12 protein-coding genes and 1 riboswitch are annotated in these 15407 nt (G+C 63.8%); of the genes, 4 read left to right on the top strand and 8 right to left on the bottom strand.

What is annotated here, in order from left to right:
• Positions 1-10: 10 nt before the first annotated feature.
• From ACFSJC_RS06215 to recJ, 8 genes are all read right to left on the bottom strand, one after another.
• Entirely contained in the window at positions 11-565 is a 555-nt protein-coding gene (locus ACFSJC_RS06215) for a SiaB family protein kinase (protein ID WP_386024730.1), read from the bottom strand.
• 89 nt (positions 566-654) lie between these two features.
• The gene (locus tag ACFSJC_RS06210) at positions 655-1458 is read right to left on the bottom strand and encodes a phosphatase PAP2 family protein (protein ID WP_386024728.1); all 804 of its coding nucleotides are present in this window, start codon (positions 1456-1458) and stop codon (positions 655-657) included.
• A gap of 121 nt (positions 1459-1579) precedes the next feature.
• Complete coding sequence (locus ACFSJC_RS06205; protein WP_386024725.1) at positions 1580-3238, bottom strand: ArnT family glycosyltransferase; 1659 nt, start codon at positions 3236-3238, stop codon at positions 1580-1582.
• On the bottom strand, positions 3238-4260 hold the full coding sequence (locus tag ACFSJC_RS06200) for a glycosyltransferase family 2 protein (protein WP_386024722.1): 1023 nt from the start codon (positions 4258-4260) through the stop codon (positions 3238-3240). The genes ACFSJC_RS06205 and ACFSJC_RS06200 overlap by 1 nt, the downstream gene beginning before the upstream one ends.
• Positions 4261-4407: 147 nt before the next feature.
• Positions 4408-5316, bottom strand: coding sequence for a coiled-coil domain-containing 22 family protein (locus tag ACFSJC_RS06195; protein WP_386024719.1), 909 nt, complete (start codon positions 5314-5316; stop codon positions 4408-4410).
• Positions 5309-6769, bottom strand: a complete 1461-nt coding sequence (locus ACFSJC_RS06190) for a vWA domain-containing protein (RefSeq protein ID WP_386024718.1) — start codon at positions 6767-6769, stop codon at positions 5309-5311. The genes ACFSJC_RS06195 and ACFSJC_RS06190 overlap by 8 nt, the downstream gene beginning before the upstream one ends.
• A 215-nt stretch (positions 6770-6984) precedes the next feature.
• Positions 6985-7542 (bottom strand): ribosome biogenesis factor YjgA, encoded by a 558-nt coding sequence (gene yjgA, locus ACFSJC_RS06185; RefSeq protein ID WP_386024715.1) that lies wholly within the window; start codon positions 7540-7542, stop codon positions 6985-6987.
• Between the two features lie 36 nt (positions 7543-7578).
• Positions 7579-9303 (bottom strand): single-stranded-DNA-specific exonuclease RecJ, encoded by a 1725-nt coding sequence (gene recJ / locus ACFSJC_RS06180; protein WP_386024712.1) that lies wholly within the window; start codon positions 9301-9303, stop codon positions 7579-7581.
• 259 nt (positions 9304-9562) lie between these two features.
• On the opposite strand from recJ, the gene ACFSJC_RS06175 reads away from it, so the two are divergent.
• The 4 genes from ACFSJC_RS06175 (at position 9563) to cobT (ending at position 15405) form a co-directional block, all read left to right on the top strand.
• Positions 9563-9850 (top strand): co-chaperone GroES, encoded by a 288-nt coding sequence (locus tag ACFSJC_RS06175; RefSeq protein WP_007041732.1) that lies wholly within the window; start codon positions 9563-9565, stop codon positions 9848-9850.
• Positions 9851-9923: 73 nt separating this feature from the next.
• Positions 9924-11552: a chaperonin GroEL gene (groL, locus tag ACFSJC_RS06170; protein ID WP_386024708.1), complete on the top strand. Its 1629-nt coding sequence runs from the start codon at positions 9924-9926 to the stop codon at positions 11550-11552.
• 153 nt (positions 11553-11705) lie between these two features.
• Positions 11706-11931: riboswitch (cobalamin riboswitch) on the top strand.
• A gap of 192 nt (positions 11932-12123) precedes the next feature.
• Entirely contained in the window at positions 12124-14004 is a 1881-nt protein-coding gene (gene btuB / locus ACFSJC_RS06165; RefSeq protein WP_386024705.1) for a TonB-dependent vitamin B12 receptor, read from the top strand.
• Between the two features lie 348 nt (positions 14005-14352).
• Positions 14353-15405 (top strand): nicotinate-nucleotide--dimethylbenzimidazole phosphoribosyltransferase, encoded by a 1053-nt coding sequence (cobT, locus tag ACFSJC_RS06160; RefSeq protein ID WP_386024702.1) that lies wholly within the window; start codon positions 14353-14355, stop codon positions 15403-15405.
• Positions 15406-15407: the final 2 nt, after the last annotated feature.

The raw sequence follows: 15407 nt of genomic DNA, 5'->3' as shown, positions 1-15407 counted from the left end.
CGGGGATGACCTAGATGAATGCCTTCAGACAGAAGAAGTCATGCTCACCGGGAAACGGGGTCAAACCGAACTCGATCGGGCGGCTCGAACGTCGGGCGATCTCGATCAGCCCGATGCTGGCCCCACGGCTCTCCGCCTCGGCCGGCTCGCGCAGCTTCTCCCGATAGTAGGACTTGATGGAATCCCGATCCATCGCCGCGAGTTCGGAGAGACGGCGCATCAGGTCCGCCCCCTCCTCGCGCAGCACCCGGTTGCCGCACGCGACGAAGAAATGGCCCTGCTCGCGCCCGACGATAATCATGCCCGAACTCAGCTCGCTCGGAGATCCTCGCTCGTCCTCCAGACGCTCGGCCGAATAGCGGATGATGTTCTGCGCCTGCTCGACGAAGATCGAGAAGACCCGCTTGGTGACGTTGGCGTCGGTTGCGTCGAGCCGCATCTTTTGCTTGAGCGCTTCGCCCAGCGAGAAAAGGATGCCTTCGGAGACATAACCGACGAAGGAGAAGATCACGCCTTGCGCGACCATCCGCTGATAGGAGTCGAGGTACTCTTCGGCCAGAGACATGCTATCGGCTCTCCAAAAGGATTCGATTTCCGCAAACGGACGAGACCAGCGAGCCATGGATGCAACCGCTGCGCCCGCCCAAACGCGGATCAGACGTCGCGATCCAGTGTGTGAAGGGACCGCCAAGGCAGTAGGAGGTACTGGATCATCACACTGAGGAAGGCGACCAGACCTAGGGTCCTCAACATCGGCGCCGCGTTCGGATACTGACCTGGATCGTACAGCAAACTCAGTGCGAGAACCGCCAGCAGCGTCACAACTGCAAGATGCAGCACAACATTTTCTGCCGGCCCAGGCCAATGCTGGGCGATGCGGCACCCCAGCCAGGCCGCAAGCGCACCGCCCATGAGTCCGGCCGCCACGTCCACCGGCCAATGGACACCGACCGCAACCCGACTGAAGCCGACTGCGACCACGAACAGCGTCGCCAACAAACGCCAGGGCCAGGTGCGTGCATGCCAGATCAACACCGAGAAGAAGACCGCCGCCGCCACGCTGTGCCCCGAAGGAAAGCTGGCGCGAGAATGAACGGGACCGATCAGATGGAAAACGCCCTCTTCCAACATCGCCGGCGGACGCGGGAGATCCAACAGGTCCTTGAGCCCACGACTGTAGAGGGCCGCGATCAGGGCCGACACCAGCAACGACCAAAAGAGCCGCGGATAACGAAGAGAGAAGAGCAGCGCGAGCGCCGCAAGCACGCGCTCGTTGCCGAAGCTGGTCAGAGACTCCCAGACCCAGTCCGGGTAGCCCGCCGCGATGGCGTTGAGCCTGATGAAACCACCGTGATAGCCACAGATCAGAACGATCGTCATGGCAACCAGCGCCGAGACCATCGCCCAACGGATCAGCCAATCGCTCGCGCCCGATCGCGGCTCGGACGTGCGCGACATACCAATCCTCAGCCGCCGGGACCATTCGGCGGACAGACGCCGCGCCATTCCACCCATCACACTCGCCCCCAAGACACGGGCACTATCAGCACTGCCCGCCACCTCTTCAACCAAGCCAACCTCATTGAATCGCCTCCATCATGACCAAGGCCACGGGTCCCCGGCGATAGACGAGCGTCTGATTCAGGCCAGGTAGATCGCGAGCCAGTCGATCGAGCTTGTCGACCCGCAGGAAGACCAGATCGCCGGCCTCCGGTGTCCGGCTGGGTGTTACCGCATCCCGATAGACGCTGAAGCTCGGCATCGAGGTGCGATAGACGACGGTCGGCATATCGAGCGTCTTGGCAACCAGTCCTGCCTCCTTGACGGGGACCTGCATGACATCGAACACCCTGGGCACCAGCACGCCGAAGACCACCAAGGTCTGGATCGCCCCAGCCAACACCAGACGCGCCCAGAGCGCCGGACGCGACCAGCCCCACAGCAGCAACAGGGCGACCAGCCCGGCCAGCACGGCAACGCCATACTGGAAATCGAGGGCGAAACGCCCGCTCCCGATCATCGCGACCTGATGCGCCTTAAGCGTGATATCGAATCTGGCCGCGACATAGACGAACGCCTCCAGCAGCCAGGGAAGCGCCACCATGAGCGCAAACAGCAGCATGGGCGGCACGAAGGCCAGCCAGCGGTTGGTCAGCCGCTCGCGGTATCGGGCCATGAGGATGAAGAGCGGGGTGCAGCCGTAGAGCAGGTAGTGCGGCAGCTGGGTCCCGGAAAAGGAGAAGAACAGGAGAACGACCAGGAACCAGATCCAGAGGAAGCGATCGAGCGGATCGGACCAGGCGTTGCGCAGATCCTTCAGCAGGCTCAGAAACCAACCCGAGAAGGGCAGCAGGATGATCGGCAGCATCACCAGATAGTAGCCGGGGAAACCGCTGTGACCCTGCATAGCCGAGTCGAATCGCCCCAGGTTGTGCTGCAAGAAAAAGCTGCGGAAGAAACCGTCGCCATCATCGAGATAGATGGCCAAATACCAGGGCACAGCCACCGCCAGAAAGACGAGCCAGCCGAGCGGCGAAAAGACGGCGCGCAACCAGCGCCTGAGACCGCCATTGGGGTGCCCCATCTCGGACAGGAAGAAGAGAAAGCTCACGACCAGCGGGAAGAAGACCGCCACCGGCCCCTTGGTCAGGAAGCCGAGCCCCATCCAGAGATAGGCGCGCAGCACGAAGCCCCGGTTGGTCTTGGGATCCGGATCCAGGAAATAGCGATAGATCTCGAAGAAGGCCAGTGCGATGAAGAGGTTCAGCACCGCGTCGGCGACTGCGGCCTTGGCGATCAGCGAGACCTGGAGCGAGAGCGCCATCGCCAATCCCGCCACGGTCGCGGTCCGGGCATCCAGACAGCGTCGCACGAAGAACCAGAGCCCGGCGATCCAGAGCGTCGCGGCGATGGCCGAGGGCAGTCGCAGCGCAAATTCGTCGAATCCGAACAGCTCGGCGCTCGCCGCCTGTAGCCAGTAGATGAGCACCGGCTTGTCGTAGCGCGGCTCGCCGTCCTTGTGCGGCGTGATGTAATCGCCGCTGGTCAGCATCTCGCGGGTCGCCTCGGTGAAGGCACCCTCGTCCAGGTCGTAAAGCGGGACGGCTCCGAGCTGCCAGAAGAAGCTCAGTGCCACCACCAGAATCAGCAGCCAGGGCGAGGTCATGAGCCGCTGGAAGCGCCCAGCCGCGATACCCGAGGCGGCGACGTTCTTGAGCGAGTCGGTTGCCGAATCCATCACGCACCCTCGCTCCAGCCCGCCGCGTCCGGATCGGACTGCCAGCGGATCCGATGATGCGTGCGCTCGCCCGAGGCGTAGAAGGTGCGGGTCAGCAGCTCGGAGAGCACGCCCGTGGTCAGAAACTGAACCGAGGTAACCAGGAGGAGAATGGCGACGAACAACAGCGGCCGATCGCCGATGTTCTCGCCCAGCACGAACTTGACCACCAGCAGGTGCGTCATCATGAGCCCGCCGAGCAGCCCGAAGAGGATCCCGATCGAGCCGAAGAAGTGTCCGGGACGCGATCCGAAACGCAGGAAGAAGAAGGCGGCGATCAGGTCCAGCACCACCCGGAAGGTGCGCGAGATGCCGTACTTGGAGACGCCGAACTGGCGCGCCTGGTGGGCGACCTCGGTCTCGCCGATACGCTGCGGCGCGGTCACGCCGGCCACCCAGACCGGGATGAAGCGGTGCATCTCGCCGAGCAGGGTCACCTCCTTGATGACCTCGGCGCGGTAGACCTTGAGGCTGCAGCCGTAGTCGTGCAGGGCCACGCCGGTCACCTTGCCGATCAGCTTGTTGGCGATGCGCGAAGGGATCTTGCGCATCACCAGATCGTCCTGGCGCCGGCGCCGCCAGCCCTGCAGCAGATCCAGGTCGCGCTCCAGGAGTTCGTCGACCATGCGCGGGATGTCGGCCGGGTCGTTCTGCAGATCGCCGTCGAGGGTCGCGATCAGCTCGCCGCGCGCGGCGTCGAACCCGGCCTGCATGGCCGCCGTCTGACCGAAGTTGCGCCGCAGCCGAATCACGCGCAGATGCGGCCCGGTGCGCTCGGCGACCTCGCTTAGACGCTCCCCGGTGCCGTCGCGGCTACCGTCGTCGACGCAGATCAGTTCCCAAGGCCCCCGATACTCGGCGAGACCCTGACGCACCCGTGCCACCATAGGCTCGACATTGTCGATCTCCTGGTACATGGGAATGACGACCGAAAGCGATGGCCGCCCATCGGCGGCGGAGTGGGTGACTGCAGATGTGGTCATCGAGGCGTGATCCTGATATCGAGGCCGAGCTGGCCCGTGCAGGCGCAAACTATACGGGCAATCTGGAAAATTCAACTGAGTTCGGCCGATCCCGAGCGGGCGATTGCCGGAAAATCTGACAGGGGCGAACCCTCAGTACCTGCTGGATCAGCGCGTGGAACGATACAGTTTGGAGTACTCGAGGCGCAGACTGCTATAGGAGCGGTTCATCCGCTGGATCTGCACCAACAGCTGCCGCTTCTGTTCCGCCAAACTGTCGCGCTCAAGCAGAATTTCCTGCACCAATTTACGATACTCCTGATTGGTCGACTTCAGGCTGAGGATTCGCGTCGCGAGGCGCTCCAATTCCAGACCCAGCGTATTCTGATGCTGATCCGACTCGGCCAACAGATTCATCAAGTCGGCATTCTGTCGTTCGATCGAATCCAGATACTGATTCAGGGGCGCACCCAGATCGGATTTCTTGGCCGACTTCAGCTGTAGACGCAGCTCCCTGTTCGCACTATCCAGCTGCCGGCACTTCTCCGTCAGCGTTCCAATGTCGCCGCGATTCGCGCTGAATGACGACTGACTCGTCTCATACTGCGCCAAGAGATCGTCGATACCGGAATCCAGCCTGTTGAGCCCGAGATACTCGCGAAGATCCGGCGCCGCAACAGGGGTCCCCTTTTCTCCAGACACGCGATACCCGGCGTCATCGGTCGGAGGAATCGCCTCTTCCTGCTTTCTGCCCCACTCATAGAACACATGATGGAGATCGTCCAACACCAGGTTCCACGCCAACGCGTCGGCGATGTCTCGCGTCTCGAAAGGCTTTGCCAATGATTCGAGAAAGGCCACACGAGCGTCGCCGTGCGCCGCCCCCTCGGCCCGTCCGCCACCGAGCTCGGCGATTTCCTTCGAGATACGCTGCGCAATCATTTTGCAGGTTCGGGTCAGCTCCACCTGTCGCCGATAGAGCCGCCACCATTTGAAGCCGAGCACGACGGCCGCGATCAACGTTGCCGCACAGAACTCGACAAGTGCGTAGATCAAGAAATAATCCTGTTCAGTCATCGTCCCGAACTCCGACATCCAGGTCGGATTCATCGCGATCCCCCGAACTGCGGCGACGCCACCACCAGACTCCGAGGACCAGCGCGAGGACGAGCAGGACGAGCGCATTCACGACCAATAGGTTCATGGCAGCGGATCGTTGCGCCAGCGCCGACGGGAGCGACTCTGACCCGTGCGCCGACAGCCTGTCGACATCCGCTGAAACGACGTCCGATGCGGGAGCCGAGGCGACGACCTGAACCTGATAGTTCTTCGTACGCTGAAACCCTCGGCCTCGGGCCGTTACCTCGACGCGCGCATAGCCGGTCGAAGCAAACAGCAAGGTGCCTCTATAGCGATGACCGTCCTCGCCCATCGAAACGGATTCGAACGAAACCGGAGGCTGCTTCAAGGTCGACGCATCGTAGATCCTGGCTTCCAAACGCGCCCCTGTGAGCAGAGCCGGATCGCTGCCTGGAGCCCGATTCGTCAGCAGCGCCGTCACCGTCACCCTCGTACCGCCCTGAACGCGTAGCGGGATATCCGCATCCACATCCAGATCGCTCTCGATGTAGGCCGTCTTGTCCGTGCTCGTGGTCGTGAGTTTCCAGGCACCCGCTTCAGGGTTCTGAATTCGGATATGGTCGAAATCATCGAAGCTCTGCCACTCCACGCCAGGGCGATGGTCGCCGGCCTTGAGCTCCCGATTGCTGGGATCGGTCAAACGCATCTGACCGTCGCTCGGACCACGTTTGACCAGAAGTTCGAGCCCCTGGACGTTCGCGTCGACCACAATCTCATCGCCGACGATCGGCATCGTCAGCGGGATATCCACCTGTTCGAACAGCTGCACGAATGCGGCATAGAGGTCCTCGGACCTCTCGGTGCGGAAGGACTGACCGCCGGTTGCCTCGGCGAGCTGATCGAGAAAACCCAGGTCCGCCTCGGACGAGAATGCAATGCCGAAAATGCGAATCCGCGCAGCGCGATAGAGCGGGATGATCTCGTCGAAGATGGCTTGGCGTGCCGCCTGGGGCGCCTGTTTGTTGCCCAGATTGAGTTGCCCATCGGTGAACAGCACCAGGAATCGATCGACTCCGGCCTTCGCGGGTTGGCGTGCATAGGTCTCGTAACCGAGACGCAAGGCCGCACCGAAATCGGTGCGCGTTCCATCCATCTTCACCGTACGCAGGAAGGCGTCGAGATCGTCCCGGATACGACCTCCCGGCATATTCTTGCCTGACACCCGCAATTCAGCCGTATTGGCAAAGGTGAGCACGCCAAACCGATCGTCGGGCTTGAGCAGGGAGCTGAAAACCTCGATCCCCTTGAGGCTGTTCCGCTCGGGATCGTTGCTGGCCATGCTGAGCGAACGATCCAGCGCCAGCATCACCTCGACAGCGGCGGACGCATTCGGTGCTCCCAGAATCAGGAACAGGATGAGAACGAAGAACGTCGCCGGCCAACCCATCATTTAGGACAGCCTCTCAAGTTGAGGTGGTTTCGAGACTATTCGCGTGAATGCGATAAGCAGGCGCCCTTTACACAATGCGGGGAAAGGGCGACTGAAATGCAGTATACATGCACTCAGTCTCCCGCCCGAAAGCGAACCGAAAACCACATGCATGAAACCTGTTGCCGCACGGCACATGGAGATATCGGGCGCTCATGGGCAATGAATGAAAGGCGTCAGTCCTCGGCCTCTTCAATCGTCTCGCGAAGGAAACGGAACAGCTTGCGCGGCGCGTCCGGCTTGCCGCGCTCGGCGTCGCGCTGGGCGTTGCGCACCAAGGTCCGAAGTTGCTGCCGATCGACCGTCGGACACTCCTCGACGAAGGCGTTCACCGCGCTATCGCCCTCGGCGATCATGCGCTCGCGCCAGCGCTCGAGCGCATGATGACGCGCATTGGCCTCGCGCTCGCGAGCCTCGGCGCCGTCCATGAGCGCCTGTACCGCCTCCATGTCCTCGCGCACCAGGAGGTTGGCGATCCGCTTCCAATGGCGGCCGAGCGCGCGATGGTCCTTGATGCGCGGCGTCTCGTCGAGCGCAACCCAGGTGTCCTCGCTGAGATTCAGACGCTCCAACGCCGAGCGCGGCATGCTCGCCATCCGCTCCGCCAAGGACTGAAGCGCCAACTTCTCGCGTTTGAGCTGACTCTTGCTCGGACCTCGAGCCTCTTCCTCGTAGTCGTCGTCCTGATCGTTGAGATCGTCGTCGTATTGGTTCTCCATCGAAACCCTTTGCATTGTTAGCGTTCTTTGCGGTTCAAGTGAGGCGCGCGCTCAGGAATCCAGCTGTAGGTATTCCATGACCAACTGCGGTGAGCGGACGCCACGGTACTGGTTGACGTCCAGCCGATAGGCCAAGCGAATATGGCCCCGGGCCTGTTCGAGCTGATCGCCGAAATGAAATCCGATCGCGTCGAGCGGATCGCCATCGGGCGGCGCGAGACGCAGCTTCAGGTGACGCTCGCCGACGATGCGCGCCTCCCGCACCTCGAAGGTGCCGTCGAACCTGGGCTCCGGGAAACCCTTGCCCCAGGGACCGGCGAGACGCAGTGCCTCGGCCGTTTCCAGGGTCAGCAGGCGCGCCGGAAGCTCGCCGTCCGATAGGATCTCGGGCTGCGGCGGGACGTCGCCGAGCTGTTCGCGCACCACCTCCACGAAGGACGCGCGGAAGGCGTCGAGCAGACCGAGCCGAATGGTCAGACCGGCCGCCATGGCATGGCCACCGAAGCGCTCGATGAGTCCCGGGTGACAGCGATCGACGCGATCGATGGCATCGCGAATGTGCAGACCTTCGATCGAGCGCGCCGAACCGCGCAGCCATCCGTCGCCCGCGTCGGCGAAGGCGATCACCGGGCGATGATAGCGTTCGCGGATGCGGGCCGCGACAATCCCCGACACCCCCTGATGCCAGTCCTCGCCGAACAAACAAAGCGCCGGCGGCAGTGCTTCGCCGTCGAGGCTCAGACGGTCCAGCAGACACTCGGCCTGATCCTTCATCTCGCCCTCGATCTCGCGACGCCGTCGGTTGAGCTCATCGAGCACCTGAGCGCTGGACAAGGCCCGCTCAGGATCGTCCGTCAGCAGACACTCCACGCCCAGGGACATCTCCTCCAAACGCCCCGCCGCGTTGAGACGGGGTGCGACGAAGAATCCGAGATCGGCGGCCGTGGCCCGAGTTGGGTCGCGTCCGGCCACCTGGAGCAGCGCCGAGACCCCGGCGCTGCAGCGCCCGGCCCGAATGCGCCGCAACCCCTGCTCGACCAGGATGCGATTGTTGCGGTCCAGTGTCACCACGTCGGCCACGGTACCGAGCGCCACCAGATCGAGCAGTTCGGCCAGATTGGGCTCGGGCCGCCCCGCCCCGAACCAGCCGATATCGCGTAAATGACGACGCGTGGCGGCAAGCAGATAGAAGACCACCCCGCCCCCCGCCAGGTGCTTGCTCGGAAAGACGCAGCCGACCTGATTCGGATTGACGATGGCGGCGGCCTCGGGCAGCGCCTGACCGGGCAGGTGATGATCGGTGACCAGGACAGGGATGCCGAGCTCGGCCGCGCGCCGCACCCCGGAGACGCTGGAGATGCCGTTGTCGACCGTCAGCATCAGATCCGGGCTCAGGCGCGCGGCCGCCTCGGCCACCGCTGGGCTCAGGCCATAGCCGTTGGCGAAACGGCTCGGTACCAGATAGGAGACCTTGGCCGCGCCGAGCATGCGCAGACCGCGCACCGCCACCGCGCTGCCGGTAGCACCGTCGGCATCGTAGTCGCCAACGATCAGGATGTGGCCACCCTCGCGAATCGTATCGGCAAGCAGGTCGACGGCGCGCTCCAGCCCGAGCAGGCTATCCACTGGCTCCAGATCGCCGAGACCGAGCCGCGCCGCCTCGGTCGGGTCGGTCAGACCACGATTGGCATACAGCACCGACAGAAAGGCCTCGGGGGTCCGAATCTGGGCAAAGAGGTCTTGATCGCAAAGGCGTCGAATTCGGATGGGGATCACTGCGACTCGGTCTTAAGGACATTGGTGGTCTAGGGACGCCGGCCTGAGTCGTCTTTCGGGTCAGACGCGCTGGCCAGCCGATGCAGTGTATGGCCTATCCCCCGTTCGAACCAAACGCAGTCGTCCAATCGAGCCTAACGAACATCTTGACAAGGATCCGTTTCTCACTACAGTGTTAGCACTCGCTAAGCGAGAGTGCTAACAAACCCATACCAACCTGACTCACGACACTGAGATTCCCCGAGGGAGATCGTCATACATGAACCTCCGTCCTTTGCATGACCGCGTCGTCATTCGTCGCAGCGAAGAAGAACGCACCTCCGCTGGAGGCATCCTGATCCCCGATTCGGCCACCGAGAAGCCGATCCAGGGCGAAGTGGTCGCCGTCGGCAACGGCAAGATCCTGACCAATGGCGACGTGCGGCCGCTCGACGTCAAGGTCGGCGACAAAATCCTCTTCGGCAAGTATTCCGGAACCGAGGTCAAGGTCGCGGATGAGAAGCTGCTGGTGATGCGCGAAGACGACATCATGGGCGTGATCGAGTAACGGCTGACGCCGACTCTCCGCCAGCACCCCGAACCAACCGATTTAGACCTCCCTTTACCGAGGCTCAGCCCACATGGCCGCTAAACAAATCTTTTTCAACGAAGCCTCCCGCGTCCGCATGTTGCGTGGCGTCGATCTCCTCGCCAACGCCGTCAAGGTCACCCTGGGTCCCAAGGGCCGCAACGTCGTGATCGAGAAGTCCTGGGGCGCACCCACCATCACCAAGGACGGCGTCTCGGTCGCCAAGGCGATCGAACTGAAGGACAAGTTCGAGAACATGGGCGCCCAGATGGTCAAAGAGGTCGCCTCCAAGACCTCCGACATCGCCGGCGACGGCACCACCACCGCGACCGTTCTGGCTCAGGCCATGGTCCGTGAGGGACTCAAGTCGGTCGCCGCCGGCATGAACCCGATGGATATCAAGCGCGGCATGGATCTGGCCGTCGAGGCCGCCATCGCTGAGCTCAAGGCGCTCTCGCGTCCCTGCTCCACCAACAAGGAAATCGCCCAGGTCGGCACCATCTCCGCCAACTCGGACGACTCGATCGGCAACATCATCGCCGAGGCGATGGAGAAGGTCGGCAAGGAAGGCGTCATCACCGTCGAGGAAGGCAAATCGCTCGCCAACGAGCTCGACCTGGTCGAGGGCATGCAGTTCGACCGCGGCTATCTCTCGCCCTACTTCGTCAACAACCAGCAGGGCCAGAAGGCCGAGCTGGAGGATCCCTACATCCTCCTGCACGACAAGAAGATCTCCAACATCCGCGATCTGCTGCCCGTGCTCGAAGGCGTGGCCAAGGCCGGCAAGCCGCTGCTGATCATTGCCGAGGACATCGACGGCGAGGCCCTGGCCACCCTGGTGGTCAACAACCTGCGCGGCATCCTCAAGGTCTGCGCCGTCAAGGCACCCGGATTCGGCGACCGCCGCAAGGCCATGCTCGAAGACATCGCCATCCTCACCGGCGGCACCGTCATCTCCGAGGAAGTGGGTCTGTCGCTCGACAAGGCGACCCTGAACGATCTGGGACAGGCCAAGACGGTCCAGGTCGGCAAGGACGACACCACCATCATCGACGGTGCCGGCTCGCACGACCAGATCAAGTCGCGCTGCGAGCTGATCCGCGCGCAGGTCGAGGACACCAGCTCCGACTACGACCGCGAAAAGCTCCAAGAGCGTCTGGCCAAGCTGGCCGGCGGCGTGGCCGTGATCAAGGTCGGCGCCGCGACCGAGATCGAGATGAAGGAGAAGAAGGCTCGCGTCGAGGACGCCCTGCACGCCACCCGCGCAGCCGTCGAGGAAGGCATCGTCCCCGGTGGCGGTGTCGCCCTGGTCCGAGCCCTCACCGCGATCAAGGGTCTCAAGGGCGCCAACGACGACCAGAGCGTCGGCGTCGGCATCGCCCTGCGCGCGATGGAAGAGCCGCTACGTCAGATCGTCACCAACGCGGGCGAGGAGTCCTCGGTCATCCTGAGCAAGGTTGCCGAGGGTAGCGGCAACTTCGGCTACAACGCCGGCACCAGCGAGTTCGGCGACATGATGGAGATGGGCGTCATCGACCCGACCAAGGTGACCCGTTACGCCCTGCAGAACGCCTGCTCCGTGGCCGGTCTAATGATCACCACCGAGGCCATGGTCGCCGACGAGCCCCAGAAGGCGTCGGCCCCGGCCATGCCCGGCGGCATGGGCGATATGGACTACTGATCCATCCATGGTATCGAGCCCCATCCGGGGCTCCGCACGCAAAATCCCGGTCAGGCATATGGCCGGGATGTATTGCGTCTGCCCTTCCGACCGGCGCGGACGTATCCTCCACGCGACGCTGGTCATTGACCTACCACTCAAAAAAACCGTTAATAGCCCGCTCGATCTTCAGGTGCCCCCTGCGCTCTTTCGCCCAGAGGGTTGAACGGGAAGCCGGTGCGTCATCCATAACGGATAGACAAACCCGGCACTGCCCCCGCAACGGTAAACGAATCGAAGACGCGATCTGATGCCACTGTGACATGTCATGGGAAGGTGTCGCGTCTGGGCGTCAAGCCCAATCGTGAGTCCGGAGACCGGCCAGGAGATCCGGGCCAATCGACCGCACTCGGACCTTAACTCGGTCCCTCCGTGTCGTCCACGGCCCATCCACCGGGGTCGCGAGGGGCGTCCACCCGGGATGCCCGACGCTCCACGCACGCGCTCCCGTCTTCGCCCAACCCGCTCGCCGACCCCTCCTTGATTTGACCCCTGCGGGTGTGCAGAGGTCATCGCTGGAGACCCTCCCGACATGAAGCACCCATTGACGCTGGCCCCGCTGGCCATCGCACTGGCAGGCAACGCGCTTGCCGACGCCCCGACCACTCTCGATCCCGTGATCGTCACGGCGACACGCACCCCGACTCCGGAAACTGCAACGCTCGCCGCAGTCACCGTCATCGACCGCGCCGAGATCGAGCGCCGCCAAGCGCGCTCCGTCCCCGACCTGCTGCGCGGGGTCCCCGGCGTGACGATGTCCCAGAACGGCGGTGCCGGACACGTGGCCTCCGTCTCGCTGCGTGGAACCAACTCCGACCATGTCCTGGTCCTGGTCGACGGCGTCCGAATCGGCTCGGCCACGCTGGGCACCTCGCCGCTCCAGGACATCCCGATCGAGCAGATCGAACGCATCGAGGTGGTTCGCGGACCGCGTTCGAGCCTCTATGGCTCGGAGGCGATCGGCGGTGTCATCCAGATCTTCACCCGACACGGCGGCGGTCCACTGACACCGCGCGCCAGCATCGGCGGCGGCAGCTTCGGCACCCTATCGGCGTCGGCTGGACTTTCGGGAGGCGGCGAGCGGGCCTGGTTCGATCTGGGCATCAACGCCGAGCGCACCGACGGCATCAATGCCTGCGACGGACGTCCCTCCCCCTATGCCGGATGCGGCGTATTCCAAAACGACCGCGACGGATACCACACGCTGGGCGTCAACGTGCGCGCGGGCTACCGCTTCAGCGACCGGGCATCGCTCGACCTGCACCTGCTGAACTCGCACAACCGCACCGAGTTCGATGGATCGATGTATGGAGGCAATGTCTCGCGCTCCTGGCAGCAGGTCCTGGGTGGCGAGTTCAAGCTGCGGCCGCTGACGCCCTGGACGCTGACCCTATCGGCCGGTCACAGCTGGGACAGCTATCGCGCCTATTACGACGACGCCTCCGAGGGGATCGACGATCGCTTCCTCGACGGTTTCAAAACCGAACGCGACAGCGTGGCCCTGCAGAACGACCTGCGTATCGCACTGGGCCAGGTACTCACACTGGGAGCGGACTACGCCAAGGACAGCGTGTCCGGCACCGTCGACTACACCAAGGATTCACGCGACAACCTGGGTATCTTCGGCCAATACCAGGGCGAATTCGGCCCCACCACGCTGACCTTCAGCCTGCGTCAGGACGACGACGAGCAGTTCGGCACGCACGCCACCGGCAACGCCGCGCTCGGCTATCTGTTCGAGAACGGCATCCAGGTCTCGGCCTCCTACGGAACCGCATTCAAGGCGCCATCCTTCAACGACCTCTACTATCCCAACTACGGCAACCCGGACCTGGATCCAGAGCAGTCGCACAGTCTCGAACTGGGACTCCAGGGCAATCTGCCGCTCGGCTGGGCGACGCTGGGGCGCTGGGAGCTGAATCTCTTCCGCACCGAGATCGACGACCTCATCGCCTACGACGCGCCTACCCAATCGGCCGCCAATATCGAGAGCGCTCGCATCCTGGGCATCGAGGCATCGGCGCAGGCACGCATCCTCGACTGGGACCTGAACTCGGCGCTGACCCTCATGGATCCAGAGAACCGTTCCGACAATGCCAGCGACGGCAACCTGCTGCCACGTCGGGCAGAACAGACCTTCCAGCTCGATCTGGACCGCCAATTCGAACGCTGGTCGATCGGCACCACCCTCTTCGTCTCGGGACGCCGGTTCGACGACCTGGCCAACAGCGAGCGGCTCGACAGCTACAGCCTGGTGGATTTTCGCGCCGAGTACGCGATCAACACCGCCTTGCGGCTCCAAGCCAGATTGGAAAACGCCTTCGACGAGGACTATGAAACGGCATACCTTTACAATCGCCCCGGGCGGGCCTTCTATCTGACGCTACACTACGAGCCCCAGCGCCTCGAATGAACACCCGGCAGTAACGCCGAGAATCGCGCCCGAGCCTCTCCACCGATCGCGCGGGCGCGCCCAACGACCTCGCTTCCTAGCGACTGGGATGGGCAAGGGGCGAGGTGCCTGACGGACCAGGCCAACCGGCGATCGAGCACGGCCAGCGCACCGCCAGCCGATGTGGTCGCCTTTGCCGGCAGGTCCCGCCCGCGCAAGCCGGCGAACTGCCTCACCGAACGAATCGACGAATCAAGTCATGCATAACAAAAAATCACGTCTGACCCAGAAGACGACACCACTGATGCCCATGGCCACGCTCACGCGGGTTTACCCGAACGAAACCCACTCAACGGAGGTGACCCGCTGATGGAAGGATTGCTCTGGATCAACGACCCCATCCTCCCGATCGACACCATGGCGGCCGATGCGGCACGCCGGCGCCAAGACCAGCTGACCAAGCCGCGCGGTTCGCTCGGCCGGCTCGAAGAGATGGCGATCAAACTCGCCGGCATGCAGGGAGCCTCGGCCCCCTCGCCGGATCCGGTGCACATCCTCCAATTCATGTCCGATCACGGCGTCGCCGCCGAAGGCATATCGGTCTTCCCGCAAGAAGTGACCATCCAGATGCTGCACAACATCGCACGAGGCGGAGCTGCCGTCTCGGTGATGGCGGAGGCGATCGGTGCACGGATGGAGATCATCGACCTGGGGATCCTGACGGATCCCGGTCCAGTCGAAAACGTGCGCTCCGAGCGGCTCGGTTTCGGGACCGGCAACATCGCCCGCGAACCGGCCATGAGCGAGGAACAGCTGGTGGCCGCCATGAACGCGGGGCGTTCCGGTGTGGAGCGCGCCCTGAGCAACGGTGCCAGACTGCTGATCTGCGGCGAGATGGGCATCGGCAACACCACGCCCGCCACCGCCGTCGCCTGCGCCCTGCTGGACAGGCCGGCCATCGACATGGTCGGACCCGGAACCGGACTCAATGCCGAGGGACTGGAACGCAAACGTCGAGCCGTCGAGTCCGCGCTGGCGTTGCACCTCGCCCCCGGACGCTCGACACTCGACCTGCTCGCCCGTCTCGGCGGCTTCGACATCGTCGCCACCACCGGCGCCTATATCACGGCGGCCCAGCGCGGCCTGCCGATCCTGGTCGACGGCTTCATCATGAGCGCGGCCGCGCTCGCCGCCGTTCGGCTGCAGCCCGAGGTGCGCAACTGGATGCTCTTCTCGCACAGCTCGGCCGAGCCCGGTCACCGCCTCATGATGGAGGCGCTTGAGGCCGACCCCTATCTGAATCTCGGAATGCGCCTGGGAGAGGCCACCGGCGGCGAGGCTCTGGTCCCGCTGCTGCGGCTCGCCTGCGCGCTTCACCAGAAGATGGCGACCTTCGCCGAAGCCGGCATCGCCGAAGTCTGACA

The organism is Thiorhodococcus fuscus (genome assembly GCF_042682685.1).
In the GTDB taxonomy this organism is placed as follows: Bacteria; Pseudomonadota; Gammaproteobacteria; order Chromatiales; family Chromatiaceae; genus Imhoffiella; species Imhoffiella fuscus.
The sequence above is the reverse complement of the archived record's forward strand: the minus strand, read 5'-3'. Positions and strand labels throughout refer to the sequence as shown.

Excerpts from the sequence above, each read along its gene's own strand:
- ACFSJC_RS06215 (WP_386024730.1), bottom strand. The coding sequence starts at position 565 with ATGTCTCTGGCCGAAGAGTACCTCGACTCCTATCAGCGGATGGTCGCG.
- ACFSJC_RS06210 (WP_386024728.1), bottom strand. The coding sequence starts at position 1,458 with ATGTCGCGCACGTCCGAGCCGCGATCGGGCGCGAGCGATTGGCTGATC.
- ACFSJC_RS06205 (WP_386024725.1), bottom strand. The coding sequence starts at position 3,238 with ATGGATTCGGCAACCGACTCGCTCAAGAACGTCGCCGCCTCGGGTATC.
- ACFSJC_RS06200 (WP_386024722.1), bottom strand. The coding sequence starts at position 4,260 with ATGACCACATCTGCAGTCACCCACTCCGCCGCCGATGGGCGGCCATCG.
- ACFSJC_RS06195 (WP_386024719.1), bottom strand. The coding sequence starts at position 5,316 with ATGACTGAACAGGATTATTTCTTGATCTACGCACTTGTCGAGTTCTGT.
- ACFSJC_RS06190 (WP_386024718.1), bottom strand. The coding sequence starts at position 6,769 with ATGATGGGTTGGCCGGCGACGTTCTTCGTTCTCATCCTGTTCCTGATT.
- yjgA (WP_386024715.1), bottom strand. The coding sequence starts at position 7,542 with ATGCAAAGGGTTTCGATGGAGAACCAATACGACGACGATCTCAACGAT.
- ACFSJC_RS06175 (WP_007041732.1), top strand. The coding sequence starts at position 9,563 with ATGAACCTCCGTCCTTTGCATGACCGCGTCGTCATTCGTCGCAGCGAA.
- groL (WP_386024708.1), top strand. The coding sequence starts at position 9,924 with ATGGCCGCTAAACAAATCTTTTTCAACGAAGCCTCCCGCGTCCGCATG.
- btuB (WP_386024705.1), top strand. The coding sequence starts at position 12,124 with ATGAAGCACCCATTGACGCTGGCCCCGCTGGCCATCGCACTGGCAGGC.
- cobT (WP_386024702.1), top strand. The coding sequence starts at position 14,353 with ATGGAAGGATTGCTCTGGATCAACGACCCCATCCTCCCGATCGACACC.